29 protein-coding genes are annotated in these 24,034 nt (G+C 61.3%); 21 read left to right on the top strand and 8 right to left on the bottom strand.

Annotation, left to right across the window (positions count from 1 at the left end; all coding sequences use genetic code 11):
- Positions 1-2 precede the first annotated feature (2 nt).
- The 3 genes from exbD to ACR65T_RS15135 all read left to right on the top strand — a co-directional run bounded on the left by exbD (position 3) and on the right by ACR65T_RS15135 (position 1,644).
- Positions 3-428, top strand: coding sequence for a TonB system transport protein ExbD (gene exbD / locus ACR65T_RS15145; protein ID WP_014892074.1), 426 nt, complete (start codon positions 3-5; stop codon positions 426-428).
- Positions 425-1,216, top strand: coding sequence for an energy transducer TonB (locus tag ACR65T_RS15140; protein WP_434497272.1), 792 nt, complete (start codon positions 425-427; stop codon positions 1,214-1,216). The genes exbD and ACR65T_RS15140 overlap by 4 nt, the downstream gene beginning before the upstream one ends.
- Before the next feature lie 221 nt (positions 1,217-1,437).
- Positions 1,438-1,644 carry a NepR family anti-sigma factor gene (locus ACR65T_RS15135; protein ID WP_434497271.1) on the top strand — a complete coding sequence of 69 codons (207 nt, stop codon included), beginning with the start codon at positions 1,438-1,440 and terminating at the stop codon, positions 1,642-1,644.
- A 567-nt stretch (positions 1,645-2,211) separates the two neighbouring features.
- On the opposite strand, the gene ACR65T_RS15130 is transcribed toward ACR65T_RS15135, so the two are convergent.
- Together ACR65T_RS15130 and ACR65T_RS15125 are read right to left on the bottom strand one after the other, a co-directional pair.
- A complete protein-coding gene (locus ACR65T_RS15130; RefSeq protein ID WP_434497270.1) occupies positions 2,212-2,409 on the bottom strand; it encodes a CsbD family protein in 198 nt (65 codons plus the stop codon).
- A gap of 382 nt (positions 2,410-2,791) precedes the next feature.
- Entirely contained in the window at positions 2,792-3,265 is a 474-nt protein-coding gene (locus ACR65T_RS15125) for a J domain-containing protein (protein ID WP_434497269.1), read from the bottom strand.
- Positions 3,266-3,472: 207 nt separating this feature from the next.
- On the opposite strand from ACR65T_RS15125, the gene ACR65T_RS15120 reads away from it, so the two are divergent.
- The 3 genes from ACR65T_RS15120 (at position 3,473) to ACR65T_RS15110 (ending at position 5,897) form a co-directional block, all read left to right on the top strand.
- Complete coding sequence (locus ACR65T_RS15120; protein WP_434497268.1) at positions 3,473-3,943, top strand: SRPBCC family protein; 471 nt, start codon at positions 3,473-3,475, stop codon at positions 3,941-3,943.
- Between the two features lie 57 nt (positions 3,944-4,000).
- A complete protein-coding gene (locus tag ACR65T_RS15115) occupies positions 4,001-5,101 on the top strand; it encodes an aminotransferase class III-fold pyridoxal phosphate-dependent enzyme (protein ID WP_434497267.1) in 1,101 nt (366 codons plus the stop codon).
- A 145-nt stretch (positions 5,102-5,246) separates the two neighbouring features.
- Positions 5,247-5,897 (top strand): hypothetical protein, encoded by a 651-nt coding sequence (locus ACR65T_RS15110; RefSeq protein ID WP_434497266.1) that lies wholly within the window; start codon positions 5,247-5,249, stop codon positions 5,895-5,897.
- 30 nt (positions 5,898-5,927) lie between these two features.
- On the opposite strand, the gene ACR65T_RS15105 is transcribed toward ACR65T_RS15110, so the two are convergent.
- From ACR65T_RS15105 to mtnC, 3 genes are all read right to left on the bottom strand, one after another.
- Positions 5,928-6,176: a hypothetical protein gene (locus tag ACR65T_RS15105; protein ID WP_434497265.1), complete on the bottom strand. Its 249-nt coding sequence runs from the start codon at positions 6,174-6,176 to the stop codon at positions 5,928-5,930.
- Positions 6,177-6,300: 124 nt separating this feature from the next.
- Complete coding sequence (locus ACR65T_RS15100; protein ID WP_434497264.1) at positions 6,301-6,630, bottom strand: 2Fe-2S iron-sulfur cluster-binding protein; 330 nt, start codon at positions 6,628-6,630, stop codon at positions 6,301-6,303.
- Between the two features lie 63 nt (positions 6,631-6,693).
- A complete protein-coding gene (gene mtnC, locus ACR65T_RS15095) occupies positions 6,694-7,380 on the bottom strand; it encodes an acireductone synthase (protein ID WP_434497263.1) in 687 nt (228 codons plus the stop codon).
- Positions 7,381-7,612: 232 nt separating this feature from the next.
- Here mtnC and ACR65T_RS15090 point away from each other — a divergent pair, with 232 nt between their 5' ends.
- Positions 7,613-8,239 (top strand): class I SAM-dependent methyltransferase, encoded by a 627-nt coding sequence (locus ACR65T_RS15090; protein ID WP_434497262.1) that lies wholly within the window; start codon positions 7,613-7,615, stop codon positions 8,237-8,239.
- Positions 8,240-8,264: 25 nt separating this feature from the next.
- Here the strand turns inward: ACR65T_RS15090 and ACR65T_RS15085 are convergent, their stop codons facing one another.
- Both ACR65T_RS15085 and ACR65T_RS15080 read right to left on the bottom strand, forming a co-directional pair.
- On the bottom strand, positions 8,265-10,292 hold the full coding sequence (locus ACR65T_RS15085) for a thioredoxin domain-containing protein (RefSeq protein ID WP_434497261.1): 2,028 nt from the start codon (positions 10,290-10,292) through the stop codon (positions 8,265-8,267).
- Positions 10,293-10,496: 204 nt separating this feature from the next.
- The gene (locus ACR65T_RS15080) at positions 10,497-10,799 is read right to left on the bottom strand and encodes a hypothetical protein (RefSeq protein WP_434497260.1); all 303 of its coding nucleotides are present in this window, start codon (positions 10,797-10,799) and stop codon (positions 10,497-10,499) included.
- A 395-nt stretch (positions 10,800-11,194) separates the two neighbouring features.
- Between ACR65T_RS15080 and ACR65T_RS15075 the strand changes: the two genes are divergently transcribed.
- The 12 genes from ACR65T_RS15075 (at position 11,195) to ACR65T_RS15020 (ending at position 22,414) form a co-directional block, all read left to right on the top strand.
- The gene (locus ACR65T_RS15075; protein WP_434497259.1) at positions 11,195-11,674 is read left to right on the top strand and encodes a hypothetical protein; all 480 of its coding nucleotides are present in this window, start codon (positions 11,195-11,197) and stop codon (positions 11,672-11,674) included.
- 250 nt (positions 11,675-11,924) lie between these two features.
- A complete protein-coding gene (gene nifA, locus ACR65T_RS15070) occupies positions 11,925-13,709 on the top strand; it encodes a nif-specific transcriptional activator NifA (protein WP_434497258.1) in 1,785 nt (594 codons plus the stop codon).
- Between the two features lie 231 nt (positions 13,710-13,940).
- Positions 13,941-14,135 (top strand): 4Fe-4S binding protein, encoded by a 195-nt coding sequence (locus ACR65T_RS15065; protein WP_434497257.1) that lies wholly within the window; start codon positions 13,941-13,943, stop codon positions 14,133-14,135.
- A 26-nt stretch (positions 14,136-14,161) separates the two neighbouring features.
- On the top strand, positions 14,162-14,917 hold the full coding sequence (locus tag ACR65T_RS15060; RefSeq protein ID WP_434497256.1) for a 4Fe4S-binding leucine-rich repeat protein: 756 nt from the start codon (positions 14,162-14,164) through the stop codon (positions 14,915-14,917).
- 12 nt (positions 14,918-14,929) lie between these two features.
- Positions 14,930-16,417 carry a Fe-S cluster assembly protein SufB gene (gene sufB, locus ACR65T_RS15055; RefSeq protein ID WP_434497255.1) on the top strand — a complete coding sequence of 496 codons (1,488 nt, stop codon included), beginning with the start codon at positions 14,930-14,932 and terminating at the stop codon, positions 16,415-16,417.
- Between the two features lie 26 nt (positions 16,418-16,443).
- The gene (sufC, locus tag ACR65T_RS15050; RefSeq protein ID WP_434497254.1) at positions 16,444-17,202 is read left to right on the top strand and encodes a Fe-S cluster assembly ATPase SufC; all 759 of its coding nucleotides are present in this window, start codon (positions 16,444-16,446) and stop codon (positions 17,200-17,202) included.
- A gap of 3 nt (positions 17,203-17,205) precedes the next feature.
- On the top strand, positions 17,206-18,534 hold the full coding sequence (gene sufD / locus ACR65T_RS15045; RefSeq protein ID WP_434497253.1) for a Fe-S cluster assembly protein SufD: 1,329 nt from the start codon (positions 17,206-17,208) through the stop codon (positions 18,532-18,534).
- 468 nt (positions 18,535-19,002) lie between these two features.
- Positions 19,003-20,514, top strand: a complete 1,512-nt coding sequence (gene nifB, locus ACR65T_RS15040; protein WP_051013311.1) for a nitrogenase cofactor biosynthesis protein NifB — start codon at positions 19,003-19,005, stop codon at positions 20,512-20,514.
- 35 nt (positions 20,515-20,549) lie between these two features.
- A complete protein-coding gene (locus ACR65T_RS15035) occupies positions 20,550-20,774 on the top strand; it encodes a 4Fe-4S binding protein (protein WP_014892097.1) in 225 nt (74 codons plus the stop codon).
- Between the two features lie 11 nt (positions 20,775-20,785).
- A complete protein-coding gene (locus tag ACR65T_RS15030; RefSeq protein ID WP_434497252.1) occupies positions 20,786-21,124 on the top strand; it encodes a HesB/IscA family protein in 339 nt (112 codons plus the stop codon).
- Between the two features lie 11 nt (positions 21,125-21,135).
- Positions 21,136-21,669: a tetratricopeptide repeat protein gene (locus ACR65T_RS15025; RefSeq protein ID WP_434497251.1), complete on the top strand. Its 534-nt coding sequence runs from the start codon at positions 21,136-21,138 to the stop codon at positions 21,667-21,669.
- Positions 21,659-22,414 carry a 4Fe4S-binding leucine-rich repeat protein gene (locus ACR65T_RS15020; RefSeq protein WP_434497250.1) on the top strand — a complete coding sequence of 252 codons (756 nt, stop codon included), beginning with the start codon at positions 21,659-21,661 and terminating at the stop codon, positions 22,412-22,414. Before ACR65T_RS15025 ends, ACR65T_RS15020 begins: the two co-directional genes overlap by 11 nt.
- Before the next feature lie 66 nt (positions 22,415-22,480).
- Here the strand turns inward: ACR65T_RS15020 and ACR65T_RS15015 are convergent, their stop codons facing one another.
- Positions 22,481-23,317: a YgfZ/GcvT domain-containing protein gene (locus ACR65T_RS15015; RefSeq protein ID WP_434497249.1), complete on the bottom strand. Its 837-nt coding sequence runs from the start codon at positions 23,315-23,317 to the stop codon at positions 22,481-22,483.
- 109 nt (positions 23,318-23,426) lie between these two features.
- Between ACR65T_RS15015 and ACR65T_RS15010 the strand changes: the two genes are divergently transcribed.
- On the top strand, positions 23,427-23,657 hold the full coding sequence (locus ACR65T_RS15010; RefSeq protein ID WP_434497248.1) for a hypothetical protein: 231 nt from the start codon (positions 23,427-23,429) through the stop codon (positions 23,655-23,657).
- Positions 23,658-23,886: 229 nt separating this feature from the next.
- A partial coding sequence (locus tag ACR65T_RS15005; protein WP_434497280.1) for an AAA family ATPase occupies positions 23,887-24,034 on the top strand: 148 nt, incomplete at its 3' end.

The following is a 24,034-nucleotide window of genomic DNA, read 5'->3' as shown; positions in this document are numbered from 1 at the left end:
TCATGGCCGTTCATCTCAAAAGCGATCTTCAGGAAACGCACGAAATCAACGTTACGCCGTTCATCGACGTGATGCTCGTGCTGCTCATCATCTTCATGGTGGCGGCCCCCCTCGCCACCGTCGATCTTCCGGTCGATCTCCCGGCTTCCAACGCCGCGCCGCATGAAAAACCTGACAAGCCGATTTACGTGACGATCCAGGGCGACCTCGCGCTCGCCCTGGGCGAGACGCCCGTCAAACGCAACGATCTCGTTTCGGCGCTCGACGGGCTCCTGGGCGATAAGTCGAAACGCATTTATTTGCGGGCCGACTCCAGCGTGCCCTATGGCGAGATGATGGCGATCTTGGAGCGTCTGCGCGCCGGCGGCTATTTGCGCGTCGCGCTCGTCGCGCTCGACGCCGGCGGCAAGGAGCAGGCGCCGCAATGAGCGCCGCCGCCGCTCTTCAGAAGCCGCAATCGAACGGCAAGCTTTGGGGCGCCGCAGTCGCCCTCGCCCTGTTTCTGCACGTTGGCGGCGCCGTCGCCGCGCTGGTGACCTTGCGGGGCGATCTCGACGAGAACGCGTCCGGCGCGCCGGCAATCGAATTGTCTCTCGAGCCCGCCGCGCCGCGCGACGCTGAGGCGGCGGATTTGCCGCCCGGACCCCTCTCAGACGAAGCGGCCGCCGCCGCGCCTTCGGTCGCCGCATCAGAGGCGAAGGAGACGAATGAAGAGCGGATCACCCACGCCGAATCCGAAGACGCCGAGCTCACGCACAACGTCCGGCCGGAGAAGCCGATCGAGGAGGAAAAGACGCATCAGGCGCAGCCGGTCGTCTCGGCTGAGTCAGCCGCTTCAGAGGCGACCGCGCCGCCCAAGTCTGACGCCGACCGACAATCCGACAGGCCAGTAGCGCCTGTTCAGGGGGCCGACGCCGTCGCCAACGCCGTGAAGCTCACGTGGCAAAAGGCCTTGCTCTCGCATCTCAACCGACACAAGCGCTATCCGGGCGGCGCCGGTCGTCGATCCGCCGAAGCCAGCGTTTCCTTCACGCTCGACAGGCGTGGCCATGTCGTCAGCTACAGCATCAAACGTTCTGCGGGACATCCGCTCTTCGACGAAGCTGCGCTGGCGATGATGAAGCGGGCCGACCCGGTCCCGCCGCCGCCGCCGGTGATCGCGGACGAGGGACTGACCTTCGAAGTGCCCGTGCAATTTCGCGTCGGCAAAAAATAGCGCGGCTTGATCACGGCGGCGGTCTGATGCGGTTCGATCGCCGCAGGCTTTCCGACCCGCCGCCAAGACGAACTCAGCTGCGACTGAAGCTTGTGGAGATTAGTTTGGAGTTCTCCACAACCCTTCTTTGCGGCTAAGCTTTTCTATTCCTTAAAAAATTTGGAGCATTGTCGGAACAGAATTTCGAATCGGCGCTTCATTCCCCGTGTGGAGAGCTGCTCATGCCGCCACATGAAAACCGAGCGAGACTGACAGTGACGACAATGCGAGGAAATCGATACACACGCGATGCGGTTGACTTGGAGCCGAGCGTGAGGCGGCTCGGTGAGCAGCTTAGACGCCAATTTTCCGATATTGCTTCGGAGCCGCTGCCGGACGACATGCTCGCCCTGCTGGAAGAGCTTAGCCAGGTAAGCGCGGCCGAGTGAACGAGATGGGCGGGAACAATTCTCAGTGCGTCTCGTTCGGACGATCCGCGAAGTCCAATTTGATGAGGAGACCTTTGAGGTCCTCGGGCGCCGGTTTCATGATCAAGTCGAGATATAAAAGCGAGAAGCGCTTTGCGAGCGCCTCGCTCATCGAGCGCCGAAGCAGCGCTCTCTTGCCTTGTCTACGGTCGAGTTTCGGAGAAGCGGCAGTCATAGCGATCGCGCCTCCTGCTTGAACAGCGACCGCCACGCGGAGAGTTCACCGCGCATGTCTTTGCCCGCGGACATCCGTTCGGCTTCTCGAACCGTAAAGCGGAATGCAACGCCGCCTCGCACCGTGCGCGACCTGCCGCGTTTCGGTCGGTATTCGACGGTGAACGGGCGAACAGTTTTCTTCATCGATAGGCCTTCGTCTTGAGGACGCGTCTATAAAACCTCGGCGCCAAGCCAGATGTTCCGGCCCTTCGAATGCGGACTCGAATTGCTGGACACATTGCTCGCGTCGCATTTGAAAATGAAAACGCCGGCGAGGGTCTCTCGCCGGCCTTTTGCAATGATGCGCTGGAGCTAGTGGCGCGACATCCAGCTGTCGACCTGCTCCTTCGCCTTGTCCTTGGCGACGCCGTAGCGCTCCTGGATCATGCCTTCGAGCTGCTCGCGGTTCCCGTTGATGCGCGCAATGTCATCATCGGTGAGCTTGCCCCATTGCTCCTTCACGTTTCCGGTGAACTTCTTCCAGTTGCCTTCAACAGTGTCCCAGTTCATGAATTCCTCCTAGTCGGGAGGCGGCCGCAATCGCGGCGGACGCCATGGAAAGCCGAGCCCGGGCCTAGCTCTCACGAGCATTAAAACCTTTCGCAGGCTCAGATGTTCCTTGTGGACTGTGCTCTCGCTAAAAATTAGCAGTCTAGCCCATGCCTGGAGTGATCATCCGTCACTCGCGAAGCTCAAGAATTCTGGCCTGTGCCAGCGCTATATTGAGAAGGGTCGCGCACGCACTCGAAATAGGAATCCGGGATCTCAACCTCGAAGCCAAACGACGGCAGCAAATCACGCAGATTGCCAACGCCATTTCACAAAGCGGCAGCCGCCGCGTCTCGATCTCAGATTGGCGGCCGGGTCCTGGCCCGGGCTGGTCATCATGACATCAACCCGTCATCGCGAGGTGCTTGAGCAGCGCGTCGCGCGCCTCGACGATACGACGGTACTGTTCGTCGCTGCCGCCGGCGTCGGGATGCGCGGTCTTGGCCAACTGCCGGAAAGCGGCGTTGATCTCGGACAGATTGAGCAGGCCCTCGAACGGCAGCCCTAAAATTTCGCGATGTTCCTGGTCATCGTCGATATCCGCCCGAAACAATAGCGTGCGGCGCTTTTCTCGCGCCTCGAGACGCAGATTGAGCTGATCTTCCTGCCATCGCTGGCGCGACATAACGAGACATTCGCCAAAGGCGATCCGGCCCAGCGTTTCAAGTTCGTCGAGGCTGAACGGCCCCACGACGCCATAGGGCGGCGCCAGAGACGCCTTCCTGCCGCTCTCGTCATGTTGGATATCGCCGATGGCCGCCATATCCAATATTCCCATCGAGCCGTTCCAGACGACCCATTCCTCTTTGTCCGTCATACGCAGCGCTCATGGATAGACCGACCCCGCGCTTCGCCTTTTTGTACAAAAGCGTTCACAAGAGCTGGACCATGAGCCATGCATGTTCGAAGCCAAAGGTCCGCGCGCGCCCGCGCTTAGAATGAGACAATCGCTTGATGTCGAATTCCGCGCCGCGGCGTCTTGGCTTGAGCCTTGCTTGTTAGACGGTAACGGGAGCAGGACTCGGTGCTTGACGCTACACACACACGCAGCCTCACGACGGAGAAGGACCTCGAACATCCGATCGAGGCCGTTTGGCGCGCGATGACAGATTCCGAATGGCTCGCCGTTTGGTTCTTTCCAAATGACGTTGAGCCGGTCGTCGGCCACAAGTTCACGATCTGGAGTCGTCCGATCGAGCGCTGGGACGGCGAGTTCAAATGCCAGGTTCTCGCTGTGGAGCCTGGCTCCATGTTGCGTTTCAGCTGGTCGGGCGGCGACGACGAGCTCAAGGGTTTTGGCCGATATATCGACACGACAGTTACGTGGACGATCTCGCAGTCGCCGAACGGCGGCACGCATTTTGTTTTTATCCAGGACGGAATCGACGCCGCCGCCACGGCGGACGCGGTCTACGAGATCATGCTCAAAGGCTCGCAGAGCGTGTTGAACTCTCTTGCCAAAAGACTCCCTGACCTCATCGAACACGGCGCCTGAAACGCCACGCTTGCCCGAGCTCATCTGAGCGGCGACCAATGGCGAGCTCAAAGCAACATGTCAGCCACATTCTCAGATTCGCCGAGCGAGCCTAACGCGCCCATCAAACCCGCCGTCACCGGCGACACATTGGTCGCGGCCGCGCCGCTCGACTTTTCCGGCTCATCGCTCTTCTTTCTTGAGAATTCTTCAGCGTCAGGCACGAACGCGCCAATAGGTTCGCCGCAATCAGCGGCGGAGGCCGCGGCGCTTTCGGATGCTTTATGCGCGAAGATTTCGCCCGTTTCTTTTGGCGACCGCGTGTTTTTGCGTCCCTCCGAGTGCGACGCCTGGCGTGCCGCCGTCGAAATGGTCCGGCGTTACCATCGCCTCGTCGGTCGCCCCAAGCGCCGACGGTTCATTGTCTGCGTCGGGCCTGCTGATGCAACGGCCAGCCTTCCGCCTGGCCTTGAGGGCGACGACGAGATCGTCACTCTCCGAACGGACGATCACGCCGCAGTGCAGGCGGAAGTCGACGTGAGGACCGCGGCAATTCTGATCGCGCCGGTTAGGACGCAAGCCGGTTTTGAGGTCGTCCCAGGAAGCGTGCTCGCCCGGCTGCGCGAGACCGCAGACGAATATGGGCTCCTGCTCGGTTTCGACGAAACCTCTTGCGGCCTCGGCCGCTCAGGCATGCTTTGGGCGCACGAATGGACAGGCGTCACCCCGGACCTGATGGTCGCCAGTCATTCGCCTGCAGACGCCCCGCCGCTGGCCGCGCTCGTCGTTACGCAAAGACTGGCGCGAGGGGCGTTTGGCGGCTCGCCGCTGGTCGACGGGGCCGCGCTTCTGGCCGGCCACGCCCTTATGGACGCTCTGTCGACGCCAGGCTTTCAGGAACGCGTGCAGAACCGAAGCTGGTATCTCGAAGACCAGCTGTCCGCGTTGTTTTATCGGCGTCGAGCAGCCTTTATGAGCTTGAGCGGCCTTGGCCTGATGCAGGCGCTAACGCTCGCGGGAGACGCGGAGCCCATGCGCGCGGAGCTGGCCGAGCACGGGCTCCTCACCCGCGCCATGGGGTCGGTCCTTGGTTTGTTTCCTCCGCTCACAGTTGAGGAATGCGATATCGATGCGGCGGTATCCTGCATCGATATGGTTTGCGCGCAGGAGGAACGATGAGCGCGCGAGTCGTTTGCCTCCGCCTCACTGACGCGGACGCGCCGCCAAATCCGGCGAGAACACCGTCGGCGCCTCTCGGCGCGGCCTCAGCGAAGCGCTTTGCTCGAGCGCGCGCATTCCCTCAAATCGCGGACGGTTCAACATCATGATCGAGATAAATGCGGCTGATCCAAATTTTCGGGTCGTCGGGCGAGACCCTGTTCCCCCCGCGCTGCGGCGATTCATCTGGGACATTCAGTCCATGGTCGAACTCGCCGAAAGTGAGCGGGAGATCTTGCTGATCGGCCGCGATCTCATGGCCCGGCTCTTCACGGCTGACGATTGGCTGCCAACGGTCTTCGCCGTCCCAAAACCCGCCGGAGGCCAGCAATTCCAGATTTATCGCGACGGGCTCGAGCGGTTCTCCGTCGTGAGCACAATTTTGTCGGGCGGCGCCCGCGTGACACTCTCTCAGCCTTCGGTTTGGGAGATTGCGGGCGTATTGCGCGGCGCAATCAGCCGCCAGCAATTCGATGCTTCTGCGACGAAGAGCGCGCAGGCCGGCGCGTCCCGTCTATTGCAAGCGCGCGCCGTGGAGGCCCGCTCGTCCGCGAGCGGGGAGGTCTTCGAGCTTTGCAACGTGCTGGATGATCGGACATCCATTGTCATCCATGTCTATGGGGGCGACATCGGCCAGATTAGTCGCCGTTCCGGCGCATCACACGGGAGTATGGACGCGCAGCCATTAGGCTACGCCAATACGGAAAACGATCCTCCCTACGATATCTTTTCAATTCAGAACGAGATCCGGGATTGAGGAGGCTGACCCCATAGGAGAGATGTCTTTCTATGAGGGATCGAAATATTCGATCTTTTGAGCTGGGTCTCTGTTCGGGCAGGGGATTTCCTTGAACAGAACTTCGGCGAAGGCCTTCAGGCCCGTGTTCGTGCGCAAAGACAGGCGATTGGGGTCGGACGTCCAGCTTTGATAAGTGACGATCCCACGGGTGATGCTGATCACCGTATATTTTTCCGAGTTGATTTCGCCGCCCTTCGTCCGATAGCACTTCCCGGGCAGAACGCTTTCTTCCTTCATTGGCATGGATGCTCACCCTGCATCTTGGCGCTGCGTGCATGGCGAGTGAGCAAGTTCCAGACCATATAGCGTTTCCGCGGGAACGTTCGCTGCAACCATTGACGTTCGAAACCGTGCGGGCGAATCAAAAGCCGGTCGCATCCTCCGGGGCGATGCGGATCGCCATCCCGTCAAACGTGTCATCGAACCTGATCTGACAGGCGAGACGCGAATTGAATTTACGATGGCTGGCTGTCGCAAGCATCCGGTTTTCTCCGGGCCCGGAGTCGGCCATTTCAATCCCCTGAGGCAGGGTGAGATAGACATGGCACGTCGCACAGGCGCAACTGCCGCCGCATTGCGCGACCAGCTCTTCGACGCCGGCGCGCCGGATCAATTTCATCAGCGAGACGCCATTCTTGCCGGTGATTTCCTGTCTGGCGCCGTCTCTGGTTTCAAGAGTGAACGTGGCCATCTTTCTCCATCTGTCCGAAGTCGTCAGCGATGTTTTCCCTGGCCAGAAGCAGCGCGGAGCGCGTCACGATCCCAAACTCAGTGACGCGAAATCGGGGCAAACCGCATGGCGACTGTCTGCAGGACCCTCTCGCGCGATGAGCGTCGTCGCAAGGCCCGCCGACTGGGCGGCGTCCAATTCCTCTCCATCGCCCGACAGCGCCAGCACCGATCCCGAACGCAAATCGAGACGCTCACAGATCGCACGGTAGGAGGCGGGTTCGGTTTTCTGACCAATGGACGTGTCGAAGAATTCCTCGATCAGGCTTGTGAGATCGCCCGAGGCGCTGTGGCTCAGCATGAGGTGCTGCGCCAATCTCGAAATGGACGAGTAAACAAACAGGCGACGGCCCGATGACGCCCATGATCTCAGCGATTCCGCGACGTCGGGATAAAGCTCACTTGTGATCGCGCCTGCCTCATAACTTCCTCGCCAGATCAGGCCCTGTATCGTCTTCAGCGGGGTCGCTTTGCGATTCTGCTTCATCCAGCGCAGCAAGAGCGCTTCGGCTTCCTCGAGCTTCAAGTCGAATCCGCCGAGGAGACGCCCCGTTTCCTCCAAGGCGTCTTCCACATCCGGGTCCGAGGCATGTTCCGCGATGAAGGCGCCAAGCCGCGCCTGCGCGAGCGGCGCGAGGGTCCCGGTCACGAAAGCCATCGGAACGGCGGCGCCTTCGAGCTCGATCAGGACGGCGCGCACTTGTTCATTCATCGCGCGACCGTATGGTGTAGAATTGTTTCAATCGCGCCCACGGACCGCCGATGCTTTAGCTGTTCCCAAAGTTGCGCTCTGGCAAGCATCATATGTGCCGTGTCTTCCCGCGCGCGGCTCCAACGCGATCGTGTCGCTCCCTGCGCCACATCGACGAGGTGCGAACCCCGCGGGGCGGCGCGACGTGTTCGCGGCGTCGGAGTTGGCGAGACGATTGTTCGGAGGCGCCACAATGGCTCCAAGCTCGGAAGATTTGAAAGCGGTCACGGGCGGCACGCTGAGACATTACAATCAGCGCGCCGAGGCGTTCTGGGAGGGAACGCGCAGTCACGACGTCACACAAAATATCGCGGCGATGCTCAGCCACATTCGCGGTGAGCCTCCTTTCACCTTGCTGGATTTCGGTTGCGGGCCCGGACGCGATTTGAGGGCGCTCGCCGCGCTTGGCCATGTCGCGATCGGGCTCGACGGAGCGCTGCGCTTCGTCGAAATGGCGCGCATCCACAGCGGATGCGTAGTGTGGCTGCAGGATTTTCTCGCGCTCGATTTACCTGAACGCCACTTTGACGGAGTCTTCGCCAATGCGTCGCTGTTTCATGTGCCCCGCAGCGAATTGCCGCGCGTCCTGCGCGCGCTCCACGCCGCTCTGAAGCCGGGGGGCGTCCTGTTCAGCTCCATTCCGCATGGCGCGGATCAGGAAGGATGGAGCGATGGACGCTATGGCGTGTTTCACGCTCCCGAAAGCTGGCGAGCGTTCGGGGCGGCGGCGGGCTTCGTCGAGGTCGAGCACTATTATAGGCCCAGTGGCGCGCCACCGGGCGAACAGCCCTGGCTGGCGAGCGTATGGCGGCGGGAATAGGCGGCGCCGCAACACGAGAACTGCGTCACGTCTCGCGCAGAGCCGCCGCGAGCGCATCGGGATCGACGATCGGCAGCGAGCAGACCATTCCTCGACAGACATAAGCCGTGGCGCGATCCACGAGCAAGGTTTTGCCGAAAGCCGGATGCGCGCGAGGCAGCGCCGCCCCGGGCGTGAGGACGTTCAATACACGACCAGGCCGACTGACGCCGTAAACCACTCGCTTCAGCGCCGCCGTATCTGCGGCGTCTGTTTCGCCAATCACGACGATCTGCAAGGCCTCTCGCAGCATTTCGATGCCGTTCAACAATGACGAAAAACCAAGAACGCGTTGGCGAAGCGTCCCGGCAAAGTCCTTCGCGATCGCCTCGGCGCGTTCCCGGTAGACGTTCTCGCCCGTCAAATAATAGAGCTGCGCCAGCACCTGCAGCATCATGCCATTGCCGGAGGGAAGAGCGGAGTCCTCGGCGATTTTCACGCGCGCGATCAACGTATCAGCGTCGTCGGCGGCATAAAAATAGCCGCCATTTCGATCGCGATAATGATGCTCCACATGTTCGACCCAGCGTCGCGCGCATTCGAGATAGGACGGCGCGCCGGTGGCTTCGTAGAGCGTCAGCGCCGCTCGGCACATCGCGCCGTAGTCGTCGAGGACGGCCATGTGACGCGCGCGTCCGCAACGCCAGGCATGGAGCAGACGACCGTCGTCCGTGGTCATCGCGCTCTTGACGAAATCAAAGGCTTCGATGGCGATGTCGAGCCAGTCCCCACGGTTAAACACGCAAGCCGCCTTGGCGATCGCGGCGATCGCCAATCCATTCCAGTCCGCCAGAACCTTGTCATCGCATCCTGGCCTCACGCGGCGCTCGCGCACCAGGAACAAGGCGGCGCGGTCTCGCGCCAGCGCCGCCTCGGTCTCCTCGTCCGGCAGCTCGATTGATCCAAGGCGATTGAGAACGGATTTGCCGTGTTCCCAATTTCCTTCGCGGCTGACGCCATAGGCGCGTTCGAAGACCGGCGCGCGCGCGCCCAGCGCGTCTCGTATTTCGGTTTGGCTCCAACTGTAGAACTTGCCTTCTTCGCCTTCGCTATCGGCGTCGAGACTGCTGGCGAACCCGCCGCCCGGCGCGCGCATCTCGCGCGTCATCCACTCGATCGTCTCTGTCACGCGCAGGCGATACAGTTCGCGACATTCGTCTTGCCAGACCTCCGTCAGCAGTTCGATCAGCTGCGCGTTGTCGTAGAGCATTTTTTCAAAATGCGGCACGAGCCATCGATTGTCGGTCGAGTAGCGCGCGAAGCCGCCGCCCAAATGGTCGTAGACGCCGCCCTGCGAAATATGATCGAGCGTCAAAATGACGGCTTGCCGCAATGACTCGCGGCCCGTGCGCTTCCAGGCCCGCCAAAGAAAGTCGAGGCTGGCCGCCTGCGGGAATTTTGGCGCCGCCCCGAAGCCGCCGTCGACGTGATCGAGCCGTTGCTCCAACTGCGCGCAAATGCTCTCGACGAGGTCGGGCGAGACCGGCTCTCCGGCAGTCGTTTCGGACAGGCTGGCCAGTCCCGCGCTGAGCTCGGCGACATTATGTTCGATCGCATTGGCGCGCGTGCGCCACAGCTCCGCGATGGTTTTCAATACTTCGGCGAAGCCGGGTCTTCCGCCCTGCGCAAAGGGCGGAAAATACGTTCCGCCCCAGAAGGGCTGGCCCTCCGGCGTCAGAAACATCGTCAAAGGCCAACCGCCGCGCTGGCCCATCATCATCAGGGCCTGTTGATACAGATAGTCGACGTCCGGCCGCTCTTCGCGATCCACCTTCACATTGATGAAAGATTCATTCATCAACGCCGCGATTTCGGGGTCCTCGAATGATTCATGGGCCATCACATGGCACCAATGACAGGCGGCGTAGCCGGACGAGAGCAATATCGGTTTGCCCGTCTGCTTGGCGAGCGCGAGCGTTTCCGCGCTCCAAGCCTGCCAGTGCACCGGATTGTGCTGATGCTGCAACAAATAGGGGCTGGTCTCTTGACCGAGCCGATTGCTCTCGACGGTCATGGAGCGGTCCTCCGTGCGCCGATTTCATACGGCCGCCGGACGCCAAGCGCGATTCGTTGCTGGCGGATCTCGCCGATGCGCCGCAGGGCAGGGAGTTCGTCGGGCGCAAAGCGCTGGACGGTTGGGTGGAGTGGCTTCCGGAGAGGGGGAGTCGCGCGCGGCGCTCGAAGCCGCCTTGATTGGCTCACTGGCGCCGCGCGTTGGTCAATGTGGGGCGACTTCGTTGCTCGGGAGCACGTCGCGGATACGCTTGCCTTCCACCCAGACGAAAGCCCCGTCGGCGTCGGCGCAGGCGATCTCCTGTTCGGCGATCAGCTTGTCACAGAGCATGACGCAAATGGCGTCGATCGGCGCGTCTCTGTCGTTTTCCTCGGTCATGCGGTCGATCGAGATTTCACCCATCTCCTCGTCATCGATCAAATGGATGATAAACACTTCCTCATGGCCGGGAGAGCCATGCGCATTCACCCGGAAGGTTTCCCCCTTGTAGCGGAATTCGCGTATCATTCCTGGCCCTTTTTCATTTGCTTGGTTATGTCCGCGTTTCGCGCCTTGGCGTTCGGGCGACTCCCGCGTGCCCGGCGCGCACGCAAACTGCGTGCCATTTGTGCGTCGTTGACCCTCGTTTTGCGCGAAAAGTCGGTGAAATTGCTTTTGAATGAGGCAAGAGGCGCTCAGGCGATTAGAAAAGCGCCATGCCAATGCGCGCCGAAGACATCCAACCTCTGATAAGCGTGGATGGCGTGGTCGTCGCAGCGCAGCGCGATTTTGCCAGACGGTCTTCTCGCTACTGATCATACCGCCGTCGGCGTCGTCGCCGGCGCGAAATCGCCGATGCGCCTTACTGCTCGACGTCTACGATGTCTCTCGCTATGTGGCTCGGCGATTGCTTTGAGCCGGTCATGAACACTCCGCGCGTCGACGCTGACGTCGTGAACTTCGGCGAACTTGACCCAAAGACCAACGAACTCCTGCAGCAGGGCGTCGTCGCTTATCGGACCGACCGTGAAAAAGCCGACAACCTCTTCAAGCAGGCGTTGGCGCTGACGCCGCAGGAGCTGGCGCCCTATTACTGCCTCTATAAAATCCACACCTACATGGGCAGTCTCGACTACGCCGCTGACGTCGCCGCGCAAGGCATGAGGGAGGCCACGCGTCAGGCAGGTTGGCCGAGCGATCCTACGGCTTGGCCGGCAACGGCCGAGGCGCATGACGGGCCGGCGCGCTTCGCCCTCTACACGCTGAAGGCGCTGAGCTTCATCGAATTGAAGCGCGGTCGCAGCGAAACCGCGCAGGAATATCTCGATATCCTCTCCCGCGCCGATCCGCAGGGCAGCGTCGGCTGGAAGGTGATCGAGGAATTGGCGCAGGGCAGCGTGTAATCGATGTGCATGACGCGGCCATGTCGCAACCTCAACAAAACGTCGCGCGAATGTCACGCTTCGGCCGTTGCCGCGCCGCCCTTGTCGCAAACCCGACATCGCGCGCTGCGCTGGCGCGACACGGCGCTACTTTGCGTGGTTCTTGCATAAAACAAACTATGAACCGCGTGAGACGATCGGAATCGATCCTCGCATGTGCGAACGGAAACCCTGGCTTCGGGCTGACGGTGGCTGTTCGAGGAAGGCGGCCATGGACGACGTAGCCACTTCACGCTCTATGCTCACGGAAGGCGTGGCGGCAAAGCCGCCGCGGACGAGACCCCCGTCCGCCGATACGGCGCTGCTCGGCATTTATGAAATCTCAAAAATCCTGACCGCGCCGGCCCGCCTCGAGCAGACGCTGGGCAATGTCGTCGCCGTGCTCAGCTCTTTCCTCGACATGAAATTGGGGATGATCACGATCCTCGATCAGCATGGCAATCCGGAGATCGTCGCGACCTCGGGTTGGACCAGCCGCGACGGCGGCAAGCCGCTTGACACGCTGCCGGCCAAGGTGATCGACCGGCTTGTCGCCACCGCCATGCCTGTCATTGTCGAGGACGTGTCCCGCGACCCCTTGTTCGCGACGGCCGCGGGGACGATCACCCGGGCGGTCGGCGCGAAAGTCTCCTTCCTCGCCGTTGCGATCAAGAGCGATAGCCGCGTCGTTGGGACGTTGTCGATCAATCGCACGTCAGAAGATTGGATCTCCTACGCTTTCGACGCCGATCTGCGTTTATTGACGATGATCGCCAATCTGATCGGCCAAACGGTGAAGCTGCACCGCATGTTTTCGGCCGACCGGCAGCGGCTGCTGAACGAATGCAGCACGCTGGAGAAGGCGCTGGTCTCGTGCCTGCCGAAGGAGATTCGTGGAGAGCGGCCCGACGTCGCCGGCATCATCGGCGAGAGCCCGGCGATCATGGAAGTGCTCGACACCATCGCCATCGTCGCGAAGTCCAATTCGACCGTGCTGCTGCGCGGCGAGAGCGGCACAGGCAAGGAACTTTTTGCACGCGCGGTGCACGACCTGTCGCGCCGCAGCGCCAAGCCCTTCGTCAAGCTGAACTGCGCCGCGCTGCCGGAAAGCGTTCTCGAATCGGAGCTGTTCGGCCATGAACGCGGCGCGTTCACGGGCGCCGTCGCGCAGCGTGCGGGTCGCTTCGAACTGGCCAACGGCGGCACGCTGCTGCTCGACGAGATTGGCGAAATATCTCCCGCCTTCCAGGCGAAGCTGCTGCGCGTGTTGCAGGAAGGCGAATTCGAGCGGGTCGGCGGGTCCAAGACCTTGAAAGTCAACGTCCGATTCGTTTTCGCGACCAACAAGAATCTCGAAGAGGCCGTCGACAAGGGCGAGTTCCGCGCCGACCTCTATTATCGCATCAGCGTCGTGCCGGTGTTCCTACCGCCGCTGCGTGAACGGCCTGGCGACGTTTCGCTGCTGGCGCGCAATTTCATCGAGACGTTCAACAGCGAAAACGATCAAAAGCACGAACTCTCGGCGAGCGCCATCGAGACGCTGCAACGCTGCTACTTCCCAGGCAACGTGCGCGAACTGGAAAATTGCGTCCGCCGCACGGCGACTTTGGCGCGCGACGAAACCATCGTCGATCACGATTTCGCCTGCGCCTCCGGCAAATGCCTCTCGGCCTTGCTGTGGACCAGCAGCGCCAGCGGCGCCTATCCGCATGCGCATTCCGAACCGGCCGGGATGCGCGCCCCCGCTCCGCCCGAGGAGATCGCCGCGGCGAGCCGTGGCGCAGCGGCGTCGGCTCCAACCTTCGACAAGAAGACCTCGTCGCGGCTGGGCGCTGCCGGGGAGGAGGAGGGCGACGGTTTCGCGTCCTCCCGCAAGATGATCGAGCGCGAGCGCCTCATCGAAGGCATGGAAAAGGCCGCCTGGGTCCAGGCCAAGGCTGCGCGTCTGCTCGGGCTGTCGCTGCGCCAGGTCAATTATGCGCTGAAGAAATACAACATCGAAATAAAGCGCATCTGACCGCATCCGGCGATTGTCGCATTTAGAACATTTGTTCAGTTCATGCGGCCCAACGACCCCTGGAGGCTGACAAATCAGACCGGCCTTCGGCCGCGGGTTTTTCAGGCGGGCATGCGATCGTCTGCTTTCATTCCGCGGCTTGCCGCTGGAGGCAAGCAGGCGCGGTTTGCGACTGGCATGCGATTTGAAGGGAGTGGAAAAGCTTGCAGTGAATCCATGAGGAATCGCGACATGGCGTACAAAATTATCGCCTCACAATGCACGGTGTGCGGGGCTTGCGAATTCGAATGTCCCAATGCGGCGATCCGCCTCAAGAACGACATGTACATCATCGACCCGAAGAAATGCACCGAGTGCGAGGGGCATTTCGACTCGCCGCAATGTGCGGTCGTCTGCCCCGTCGAAAACACATGCGTGCCGGCATAGCGCTCTAAGTGCGGCCGAGCGGGGCGATGCATCGCATGGATCGCATGGACGCCGTCGACTGGCTTGGAAACTTCCTGTCCTGCCGCGATTGTCCGCATGGGGAGATTCGCGAGAAAGGCCTTTGTGATCTCGGCCAGATTTGCGTGCGCGACCGAAGGGCCCGCCGCATAGACAGGTTCTTCGCCGCGAGTCCGCAGGAATCCGCGAAATATCTCGATCATCCCTATTTTGAACTGCGCGTCGGCGCGGTGAAATATGCGAGCGTCTTTCAGTTGCGCGCGCTGATCGATGACGAGGAGCCGGACGTCAGAGCCATGGTGGCGCAACGTCTGCCGTTGCGTCTCGCTGAAAGACTGATCGGCGACAGCGACCGCAAGGTGCGCATGGCCATGGCCCAGCGCGTCGAGGGCGCTGGCCTCGTGAAACTGCTCTTCGACGAAGACAGCGGCGTGCGCTTGATCGCGGCGCGCCGCGCGCCGCCCGATATCCTCGCCGGCGCGACAAACGATGACGACCCGCAGGTGCGATGCGAAGCGGCGCGCCGGATCGCCCTCGACAAGCTTCCGGCCATGGCGCGCGATCCCGAACCCCGCGTGCGCATGATTATTGCAGAGCGGTTGGCGCCGGCGCAGTTGGGGCTGCTCGTCGCCGACGACGATTTACGAGTCCGCTTCCTGGTGGCGGAGCGATGTGGGACGGAATTGCTGGCGCGTCTGCGCGACGATCCTGATCCGGAAGTGAGGCGCCTCGTCCAGGCGCGCCTGGACGAAGCGCAACAGTGAACGGAGAGCGAAATGGCGGCGGTGCAAGAGACAGTTGAACAGGTTCGCCGTGTCGGCGCTGATCAATATAAATACGGCTTCGTCACCGACATCGAGTCCGACCTCGCCCCAAAAGGTCTTTCCGAAGAGGTGATCCGCTTCATTTCAGCGAAGAAGGACGAGCCGGAATGGATGCTCGAATGGCGGCTCGAGGCCTATCGTCGCTGGCTGACGATGACCGAGCCGAAATGGGCGCGCGTTGACTACCCGGCGATCGACTATCAGGATCTTTATTATTATGCGGCGCCGAAATCGACGGCGGGTCCGAAATCGCTCGACGAAGTCGACCCGGAGCTGCTGCGCACATACGAAAAACTCGGCATTCCGCTGCATGAGCGCGAAATTCTCGCCGGCGTCGAACGGCCGGAGGGCGAAGAGCGCCCGCGCGTCGCGGTCGATGCGGTATTCGACTCAGTCTCTGTCGCAACGACATTCAAGGAGGAGCTGAAGAAGGTCGGCGTGATCTTCTGCCCGATCTCGGAGGCGCTGCGCGAGCATCCCGAGCTGGTGCGCAAATATCTTGGCACCGTGGTGCCGACCTCTGATAATTATTTTGCGACGCTGAACAGCGCGGTGTTTTCCGACGGCTCTTTCGTCTATATCCCGCCCGGCGTGCGCTGCCCGATGGAATTGTCGACCTATTTCCGGATCAACGAAAAGAACACCGGACAGTTCGAGCGGACGCTCATCATCGCCGACCGCGGGTCCTACGTCAGCTATCTTGAAGGCTGCACAGCGCCCAAGCGCGACGAGAACCAGTTGCACGCGGCGGTGGTCGAACTTGTGACGCTCGACGACGCCGAAATCAAATATTCGACCGTGCAGAATTGGTATCCGGGCGACGAGAACGGCAAGGGCGGAATCTATAATTTCGTGACGAAGCGCGGTGATTGTCGCGGGGCCAATTCGAAGATCAGCTGGACGCAGGTCGAGACCGGCTCCGCGATCACCTGGAAATATCCGAGCTGCGTGTTGCGCGGCGATAATTCGCGCGGCGAATTCTACTCCATCGCGATCTCCAACGGTCGCCAGCAGGTCGACTCCGGCACCAAGATGATTCATCTTGGCAAGGGAACGACGAGCCGCATCATCTCGAAGGGCATTTCCGCCGGCCGCTCGTCGAACGCCTATCGGGGCCTCGTCTCGGCGCATCGCAAGGCGGAGGGCGCCCGCAATTTCACCAATTGCGACTCGCTGCTCATCGGCGACGCCTGCAGCGCGCACACAATCCCCTACATCGAAGCGAAGAATCCGTCCTGCGTGTTCGAACACGAGGCGACGACTTCGAAAATCTCGGAGGACGTCTTGTTCTACTGCATGCAGCGTGGCCTATCGCAGGAAGATGCGACCGCGCTGGTCGTCAACGGGTTCGTGCGCGACGTGTTACAGCAACTGCCGATGGAATTCGCGGTTGAAGCGCAAAAGCTGATCTCGGTCAGTCTCGAAGGCAGCGTCGGCTGACGCCTCTATAGAGTGGGAGTGGTGGAATGACGGCGCTACTGGAAATTCGCGACCTCAAGGCCGAGATTGCCGGCAAGCAGATCCTGAACGGCTATGACCTCACCGTGAAGGCGGGCGAGGTGCACGCGATCATGGGGCCGAACGGCTCGGGCAAATCGACGCTGTCCTATGTGCTCTCCGGCCGCCCCGGCTATAAAATCACCGAGGGGCAGGCGCTGCTCGCCGGCGCCGATCTGTCGCAGATGAGCGTCGACGAACGCGCCGCGGCGGGGCTGTTCCTCGCCTTTCAATATCCGCTGGAGGTGCCGGGCGTCGCGACGATGACCTTCTTGCGCGCCGCGCTCAACGCGCAGCGCAAGAAGCGCGGCGAGGACGAAATGTCTTCGCCCGATCTCATCAAGCGCGTCAAGGAACTCGCCAAGATCCTCGACATGGACATGGAGATGCTGCGGCGTCCGGTCAACGTCGGCTTTTCCGGCGGTGAGAAGAAGCGCGCCGAGACGCTGCAGATGATGCTGCTCGAACCCAAGTTGTGCATCCTGGACGAGACAGACTCGGGACTCGACATCGACGCGTTGAAAGTCGTCTCCAACGGCGTCAATCAATTGCGCTCGAAGGATCGCGGCATCGTTGTGATCACCCATTATCAGCGGCTGCTCGATTACATCACGCCGGATGTGGTTCATGTGCAGTCGGCCGGCCGCATCGTGCGGACCGGCGGCAAGGAGCTTGCCCTGGAGCTCGAGGAAACGGGCTACGCGCGCTACCAAAGCGAGGCGGCTTAAGTCATGGGCAACGCACCGATCACTCCCGCTCGCAAACTCACTGACGCCGAGGCTCGGCTGGCGGAAATCTTCGCCATGCAGCAAAGCGCCGGCGCGCCGCAACTTTCCAAGCTGCGCACCGCCGCCTTCGACGCCTTTTCCAAGACGGGCCTGCCCAACCGACGAGATGAGGCGTGGAAATACACGGATTTGCGGGCCCTGCTGCGTGAGGTGAAGCCCCTGGCCGCGCCGCCGGAAGACAGTGCGAAGCAAAACGCGCGGAATGCCGCGGTTCTTTCTGGCGTCGCTGCGCGGCGCGTCGTCTTTGTCGGCGGCTATTTCGTTCCGGCGCTTTCCGATCTCGGCGATTTGGAAAAGGGGCTGAGCGTGATGTCGCTGTCGGAGGCCTTGGCCAAGGGCGACGCCGCGGCGATGACGCATATTGGGAACGTGGGCAAGGTCGACGATCCGGCCTTTGCGCTCAACACGGCTTTCATGGGCGAAGGCGTTGTCATCCGCGTCGGCGCCGGCGCATGCGTCGACCGACCGATACAACTGGTTTTCGTCGCGGGCGCGCAGCCGGCGACCTATTTCCTGCGCTCGCTTGTCATCGTTGAAAAAGGCGCGCGGGCGACTCTGATCGAAAGCTTCGAGGGCGAAACGGCGCAGGAATACCATGTGAACGCCGCGACCGAGGTTATGCTGGAAGAGGGCGCGTCGCTCGAGCGGCTCAAGATCAGCCACGAAGGCGCCGCGGCGATGCATGTCTCGACCTTCGTCGCCTCGCTCGCCGCCGATGCCCAGCTGAGTGATTTCGGGCTCAATCTTGGCGGCGCCGTGTTGCGCAACCAGTCCTTCATCAACATCAACGGGCCGAGAGCCCGCGCTGGCCTGCGTGGGGCCAATATATTGAAGGGCAAGGAGCACGCCGACGCGACCTTGTTCCTCGATCATGCGGCGGAACGTTCCGAAAGCAAGGCGCTGTTCAAATCCGTGCTGGACGACTCGTCGCAGGCGGTGTTTCAGGGGAAGATCCTGGTTCGGCCCGGCGCGCAAAAGACCGACGCGCGCATGATGGCCCGTACCCTGCTGTTGTCCGAAGGGGCGCAGGCCAATTGCAAGCCGGAGCTGGAAATCTTCGCTGACGACGTGCAATGCGCGCATGGGTCGACCGTCGGCGCGCTGGACGAAAATTTGATTTTCTATCTGATGGCGCGCGGAATCCCGCAAGCGGAAGCCCAATCGCTGCTGACGGAAGCCTTCGTCGGGGAAGTGATCGACGCCGTGGAGAATCGCAGCGTTCGAGACGCTCTATCGGCGCTCGTTTCTGAGCGGCTGAGAACGCGACAATGAGCCCACAACCCGTGAGCGACGCATCCATGACGTCGCTCGGTTGCGTCGTGACGTTTCGATTTGGACGTAAAAATCCACGGTAGCCGCTCGTCTATCTGGACAATGCGGCGTCGGCGAAAATGCCTCGACATGGATAACGCGGCAGATGCTCGTCTGAGCACATGAGCCGCCCAGCGCCGCCGAACCTGTCCACGATGTTGAATCTGTAACAAGCGTCGCCACACAGAATGTAGGGACGTGTTTGAATATTTACATTGTTAGTTCACGGTACGCCTCTGATTTATATAGGGAATTATTAGTTGAGGCGCTGGCATGGTTGTTGCGATCCCTCCGACAAACTGATGCAACGTTGCGTCTCAGCCGAGAGTCGGCATAGGCGACTTTGCAGCGATAGAAGGAAGCAAAGCCATGACGTCTCTGGATGTGGGAACGGCGGAGGCAGCTGAAGGGGTGAACGCGGCGGTCGCCATGGGCGACGTGATGCAGAAGATCGCCGAGCACAAGGGTTGCGGCACGTCGGGCGGCAGCGGCAAGGCGAGCTGCGGTTCTGGCGCCGGAGAGGGCGACCTGCCGACGGAGATTTGGGAGAAGGTCAAGAACCATCCCTGCTACAGCGAAGAGGCGCACCACCATTATGCGCGCATGCATGTCGCCGTCGCGCCCGCTTGCAACATCCAGTGCAATTATTGCAACCGCAAATATGATTGCGCCAATGAATCGCGTCCCGGCGTCGTCAGCGAGAAGCTGACCCCGGAGCAGGCTGCGAAGAAAGTTTTGGCCGTCGCCTCCACCATTCCGCAAATGACGGTTCTGGGCATCGCCGGCCCGGGCGATCCGCTCGCCAATCCGGAAAAAACCTTCAAGACATTCGATCTGATCTCGCGCACAGCGCCGGATATCAAACTCTGCCTGTCGACCAATGGCCTGGCGTTGCCGGATCACGTCGACACGATCGCCGGCTACAACGTCGATCACGTCACGATCACCATCAACATGGTCGATCCGGAAGTCGGCGCGAAGATCTATCCCTGGGTGTTCTGGAAGCATAAGCGCTATACCGGCGTCGAAGCGGCGAAGCTCCTCACCGACCGCCAGCTGCAGGGCCTGGAAATGCTCACCGAGCGCGGGATTCTGTGCAAGGTGAATTCGGTGATGATCCCGGGGATCAACGACAAGCACCTCGTCGAAGTGAACAAGGCCGTCAAATCTCGCGGCGCGTTCCTGCACAACATCATGCCGCTGATCTCGGCGCCGGAGCACGGCACGGTGTTCGGCCTCAACGGCCAGCGCGGTCCCTCGGCGCAAGAGCTCAAGGCGCTGCAGGACAGCTGCGAAGGCGAGATGAATATGATGCGCCACTGTCGCCAGTGCCGCGCCGACGCGGTCGGCCTGCTCGGCGAAGATCGCAGCGCTGAGTTCACCACCGAAAAGATCATGGCGATGGAGGTCGATTACGATCTCGAGTCCCGCAAGGCCTATCAGGAGAAAGTCGAAGAAGAGCGCGTCGCCAAAGTGGCCGCGAAGCAGGAAGAGCTGGCGACGCTGGCCGGCGCGGCGAGCGACATCAAGTTGCTGATCGCCGTGGCGACGAAGGGTTCGGGCCTCATCAACGAACATTTCGGTCACGCCAAAGAGTTCCAGGTCTACGAACTCTCGACCTCGGGCGCGAAATTCGTCGGACATCGCCGCGTCGATCTCTACTGCCAGGGCGGATATGGCGACGAGGACAGTCTGGAGACGGTGATCCGCGCCATCAACGACTGCCATGCGGTGTTCGTCGCGAAGATCGGCGGCTGCCCGAAGAACGACCTGATCAAGGCCGGGATCGAGCCTGTCGATCAATTTGCCCACGAGTTCATCGAGAAGTCGGCGATCGCCTGGTTCAAGGCCTACCTTGACAAGGTGAACAGCGGCGAAATCGAACATCAGGAGCGCGGCGACGCCGAAATCCGTCAGGGCGCGCTCATCAACGCGGCCTGAGACATGCGTCAAGGAACCAAGCTAAGGAGCAAGACATGACGCTTAAGATCATCGCGTCGCAGTGCACGAGCTGTTCGGCCTGCGAGCCGGAATGCCCGAATGTGGCGATCACCGAGAAGAACGGCACATTCGTCATCGATCCCAAGAAATGCACGGAGTGCATCGGCCATTTCGACGCGCCGCAATGCGCGGCCGTCTGCCCGGTCGACAACACTTGCGTGATCGACAATGCCTATCCGCGTTACCAAGCGCCGGCTTGAGGAGGCCTGCAATGAAATTTACGCTTACGCCGGCCGCACAAAAATTTATCCGGCGAATGATCCAGTTCAGCGTCAATCCAGGGGGCGGCTTTCGCTTGATGGTGTCGCCAGGGGGATGCTCGGGGCTCAGCGCGCTGTTTGACGTCGAAGCCGCGCCGCGCGCCGGCGATCAGGAATTCGTCGTCGAAGGCGTGAAGTTCTTCCTTCCGGCCGAAAGCCGACTGCTGCTTGATGGCGTCACGATTGATTTCGCCGATTCCTCTTCAAGTGGGGGGCTCGTTTTTCACGATCCAAAGAACACGGGATCGTGCAAGAGCGCCGGCGGGCCTGTCGCGGAGCATGTGCATTAAAGGCGCGCGTCATGGTGAATGGCGAGCAAGCCGCTCTGAGCCCCGACGAGAAGGAACTTCTCGCCGGGGCGCTGCTCGGCGAGGGTCTGCCGGCGGAGGCCGAAGAATTTCTCCATCTTGCCAGCGAAACCTACGCCGACTCTGAAACGGCGGAGCGCTATTTACGCCAGGCCCAGCAATGGGCTCCGGATCATGCTGCGGTGCTGATCGGCTTCTATCGCTTTTACTTTTACAAAGGCAGATTGCGGGAAGCTTTGGAGATCGCCAATCGCTGCCTGGAAAAAGCGGCGCGCGAAAACAACATGCCGCGAGATTGGCGACGCGCCTCGGCGCAGGACGCGGTTTTTGATCGCTACGACGAAATGCTGCCGCGTTTTTTTCTCTTTACGTTGAAAGGCTACGCCTATCTGCAGATGCGCCTCGGCGAGCTCGAGGAAAGCCGGGTCGCAATCGCCAAGCTTCTCGAACTCGATCCAACTGACAAGATTGGCGCCAAGGTTCTTCTTGGCGTTCTCGATAGAATCGGCCTCGAAGATGACGCGTGAGATCGACGAAGCGCGCGACTGGCGCGGTTTGGACATCGATTGTGCGAACTGCGCGCATCGAGAGCTGCTGGCCGCCGGGCGATGCGAATTGCGTAAAGCCTGCGTACACGACCGATATGCACGGCGCATCGATCGCTTCTTCAATTGGAATCCCGAACTCGCCGACGGCTATCTCGCGCATCCGCATTTCGAAGTGCGCGCCATAGCGGCGAAATTCGCCAATCCGTTTCTCTTGCCGCGTTTGTTGTCGGATCCCGATGAAACTGTGCGCTGGGAAGCTGTGCGGCGATTGCCTGCGCGCTATCAATGCGAATTGCGCAACGATCCGCATCGCGAGGTGCGCATTCGCGTCGCCACTCTGCTCGACGATCCAGATCTTCTGCCGATGATGCAGGATGAGGATTATTACGTGCGGATCGTCATCGCGCGGAAGGTCGCGCCGGCGCTGCTGGTGATGATGTTCGATGACCCGGAAGTGGAAGTCCGGCGTATTGTCGCGCAACGGATCGACGCCCAGTGGCTCGGGCGAGTGTGTCGAGATTCGAACGCCGAAGTGCGCCTTGAAGCGGCGCAAAGGCTGACGCCGGAACAATTGTTGGATTTGAGAGAGGACGCCGACTGGCGCGTGCGCCATTATGTCGCGACCAGATTGAACGTGGAAGAAATCGGACATTTGATCAACGACAGCGATCCACTCGTCGCGGAAGCGGCCCGCGAGCGACTCGCGGGCGAGGCTTTGAAGTGATGTCAGCCTGCCGACGACGTCGCGCCATTGGCGCCGCCGCGTCGCCGCATCAGTTTTAAGCCGGCTTCAACTCGCCGCCCGCTCCACGACGAATTCCAAGGACGCGCCGTCGGCAGTCAGGACCGTTCCGGCCGCCATAGCGTCGGCGAGCCTATCAAGGCGGATCAGTGCAAGGCCCCGATCGCCACTGTGCGATCCCGCCACGCCGATTTCGATCTCGCCCGCCATGACTTTTGTTCCCGGCGCTGGAGCTTCGCCTTCCACATGGTAAGGCGTCACGCGCTTGCGCGGGAGGTTGCGATGCTTCGTGCGCGAGACCACTTCCTGGCCGATATAGCATCCCTTGGTGAAATCAACGCCGGCGAGCAGGTCCATGTTCGCTTCATGCGGAAATGCGGCGCCATAGGCGAAGTCAACTCCGCCTTGCGGAACGCCGGCGGCGATGCGCGTCGCCTCATAGTCTTCGCGAGAATCTTCCGCCTTTGTGCCGCGCGGCGCGATCAGCCGCCAGCCCAGCGTCGGGGAGCGCGGGTCCCGCGCCATCGCCAGCGCGGGAATTTCGGGAAGCGCCTCGCCGAGAACGGCGAAGGCTGCGAGTTCGTCGCTTTTGGATGTGACGCTCACCGACGCGCGCAATTTGTACATGCCGAGGCGGCGCAGGAGATCCGGCTCCAAGTTGCTCGGGCAATCGAGCAAATAGCGGCGCGTCTCGCCCTCGCCTTCCACAAAGACCAGGAAGTCGACCAATATCTTTCCCTGCGGCGCCAGCAGTGCGCTAAAGCGGGCTTCGCCCGGGGCGAGTTTAGCGATGTCGTTGGTGACGAGATTATGCAAGAATTTCGTCGCGTCGGCCCCGGCAATTTCGACAACGCCGCGATCCTGCAGGCTGATGACTGCTGACATTGTGTCTTATGCTCCAACCGCGTCTGTAAGCCGCCGCGGTTTGTTGTAAGCGCGCGACTCGCCGGGTAGGTTCTGGAAGCAACAATGTTGCCATTTGGCGTTTTTGACGATGCCGAACCTTTCACGGCCGAACGGTCTGGTGCGGGAAAGGCGGACGTGCGGCTCCAACCCCGAGCGGGAAAGCACATCATTTGCACCACGCCTCAAGGCTCATCATCGCGCCGGCTCTCTCAAGGAAGCCTTTGAGAACGACGCTGCGACGACGAAAAAGCGCACAAAAGACTATGCCGCCGTCGGCAATAACTTTGTCGTCCACATCACATCGTTGTTAGCTTTTTGACATCGAACAACGCGTCGACGGTCTTCATCAAGTAGTTGGTTTAAAAAGGTATTCGTTTGGCAATCGCACTCCGCAAGTGCTGGCATGGACATTGCGAAAGACGGACCGGCTCGAGAATCGAGGGCCGTCGAAGAGAACCTCTTACTGGGAGTCCTTCTCTAACTCGGCAGCGAAGCAAGGCGCCGCGAGAGAGCAGCGGCAATGAGTAGGGGCCCAAGAGGAGACAGACATGTCGGCACTACGGCAAATCGCATTTTATGGCAAAGGGGGCATCGGCAAGTCGACGACGTCCCAGAACACGCTGGCCGCTCTGGCCGAGTTGGGTCATCGCATTTTGATCGTCGGCTGCGATCCGAAGGCGGACTCGACGCGCCTCA

Origin of the sequence: Methylocystis sp., assembly GCF_051061285.1 — a bacterium.
In the GTDB taxonomy this organism is placed as follows: Bacteria; Pseudomonadota; Alphaproteobacteria; order Rhizobiales; family Beijerinckiaceae; genus Methylocystis.
This window is presented reverse-complemented; position numbering and strand designations above follow the sequence as displayed.

What these genes read in the sequence shown, in the direction of transcription:
- ACR65T_RS15085 (WP_434497261.1), bottom strand. Translation starts at nt 10,292, where the DNA reads ATGACCGTCGAGAGCAATCGGCTCGGTCAAGAGACCAGCCCCTATTTG.
- ACR65T_RS15010 (WP_434497248.1), top strand. Translation starts at nt 23,427, where the DNA reads ATGCCGAACCTTTCACGGCCGAACGGTCTGGTGCGGGAAAGGCGGACG.
- ACR65T_RS15135 (WP_434497271.1), top strand. Translation starts at nt 1,438, where the DNA reads ATGCCGCCACATGAAAACCGAGCGAGACTGACAGTGACGACAATGCGA.
- ACR65T_RS15060 (WP_434497256.1), top strand. Translation starts at nt 14,162, where the DNA reads ATGCATCGCATGGATCGCATGGACGCCGTCGACTGGCTTGGAAACTTC.
- ACR65T_RS15140 (WP_434497272.1), top strand. Translation starts at nt 425, where the DNA reads ATGAGCGCCGCCGCCGCTCTTCAGAAGCCGCAATCGAACGGCAAGCTT.
- ACR65T_RS15105 (WP_434497265.1), bottom strand. Translation starts at nt 6,176, where the DNA reads ATGAAGGAAGAAAGCGTTCTGCCCGGGAAGTGCTATCGGACGAAGGGC.
- nifB (WP_051013311.1), top strand. Translation starts at nt 19,003, where the DNA reads ATGGGCGACGTGATGCAGAAGATCGCCGAGCACAAGGGTTGCGGCACG.
- nifA (WP_434497258.1), top strand. Translation starts at nt 11,925, where the DNA reads ATGGACGACGTAGCCACTTCACGCTCTATGCTCACGGAAGGCGTGGCG.
- ACR65T_RS15025 (WP_434497251.1), top strand. Translation starts at nt 21,136, where the DNA reads ATGGTGAATGGCGAGCAAGCCGCTCTGAGCCCCGACGAGAAGGAACTT.
- ACR65T_RS15030 (WP_434497252.1), top strand. Translation starts at nt 20,786, where the DNA reads ATGAAATTTACGCTTACGCCGGCCGCACAAAAATTTATCCGGCGAATG.
- exbD (WP_014892074.1), top strand. Translation starts at nt 3, where the DNA reads ATGGCCGTTCATCTCAAAAGCGATCTTCAGGAAACGCACGAAATCAAC.
- ACR65T_RS15080 (WP_434497260.1), bottom strand. Translation starts at nt 10,799, where the DNA reads ATGATACGCGAATTCCGCTACAAGGGGGAAACCTTCCGGGTGAATGCG.
- sufD (WP_434497253.1), top strand. Translation starts at nt 17,206, where the DNA reads ATGGGCAACGCACCGATCACTCCCGCTCGCAAACTCACTGACGCCGAG.
- sufB (WP_434497255.1), top strand. Translation starts at nt 14,930, where the DNA reads ATGGCGGCGGTGCAAGAGACAGTTGAACAGGTTCGCCGTGTCGGCGCT.
- ACR65T_RS15035 (WP_014892097.1), top strand. Translation starts at nt 20,550, where the DNA reads ATGACGCTTAAGATCATCGCGTCGCAGTGCACGAGCTGTTCGGCCTGC.
- ACR65T_RS15090 (WP_434497262.1), top strand. Translation starts at nt 7,613, where the DNA reads ATGGCTCCAAGCTCGGAAGATTTGAAAGCGGTCACGGGCGGCACGCTG.
- ACR65T_RS15125 (WP_434497269.1), bottom strand. Translation starts at nt 3,265, where the DNA reads ATGACGGACAAAGAGGAATGGGTCGTCTGGAACGGCTCGATGGGAATA.
- ACR65T_RS15065 (WP_434497257.1), top strand. Translation starts at nt 13,941, where the DNA reads ATGGCGTACAAAATTATCGCCTCACAATGCACGGTGTGCGGGGCTTGC.
- mtnC (WP_434497263.1), bottom strand. Translation starts at nt 7,380, where the DNA reads ATGAATGAACAAGTGCGCGCCGTCCTGATCGAGCTCGAAGGCGCCGCC.
- ACR65T_RS15100 (WP_434497264.1), bottom strand. Translation starts at nt 6,630, where the DNA reads ATGGCCACGTTCACTCTTGAAACCAGAGACGGCGCCAGACAGGAAATC.
- ACR65T_RS15015 (WP_434497249.1), bottom strand. Translation starts at nt 23,317, where the DNA reads ATGTCAGCAGTCATCAGCCTGCAGGATCGCGGCGTTGTCGAAATTGCC.
- ACR65T_RS15130 (WP_434497270.1), bottom strand. Translation starts at nt 2,409, where the DNA reads ATGAACTGGGACACTGTTGAAGGCAACTGGAAGAAGTTCACCGGAAAC.
- sufC (WP_434497254.1), top strand. Translation starts at nt 16,444, where the DNA reads ATGACGGCGCTACTGGAAATTCGCGACCTCAAGGCCGAGATTGCCGGC.
- ACR65T_RS15075 (WP_434497259.1), top strand. Translation starts at nt 11,195, where the DNA reads ATGAACACTCCGCGCGTCGACGCTGACGTCGTGAACTTCGGCGAACTT.
- ACR65T_RS15020 (WP_434497250.1), top strand. Translation starts at nt 21,659, where the DNA reads ATGACGCGTGAGATCGACGAAGCGCGCGACTGGCGCGGTTTGGACATC.
- ACR65T_RS15115 (WP_434497267.1), top strand. Translation starts at nt 4,001, where the DNA reads ATGTCAGCCACATTCTCAGATTCGCCGAGCGAGCCTAACGCGCCCATC.
- ACR65T_RS15110 (WP_434497266.1), top strand. Translation starts at nt 5,247, where the DNA reads ATGATCGAGATAAATGCGGCTGATCCAAATTTTCGGGTCGTCGGGCGA.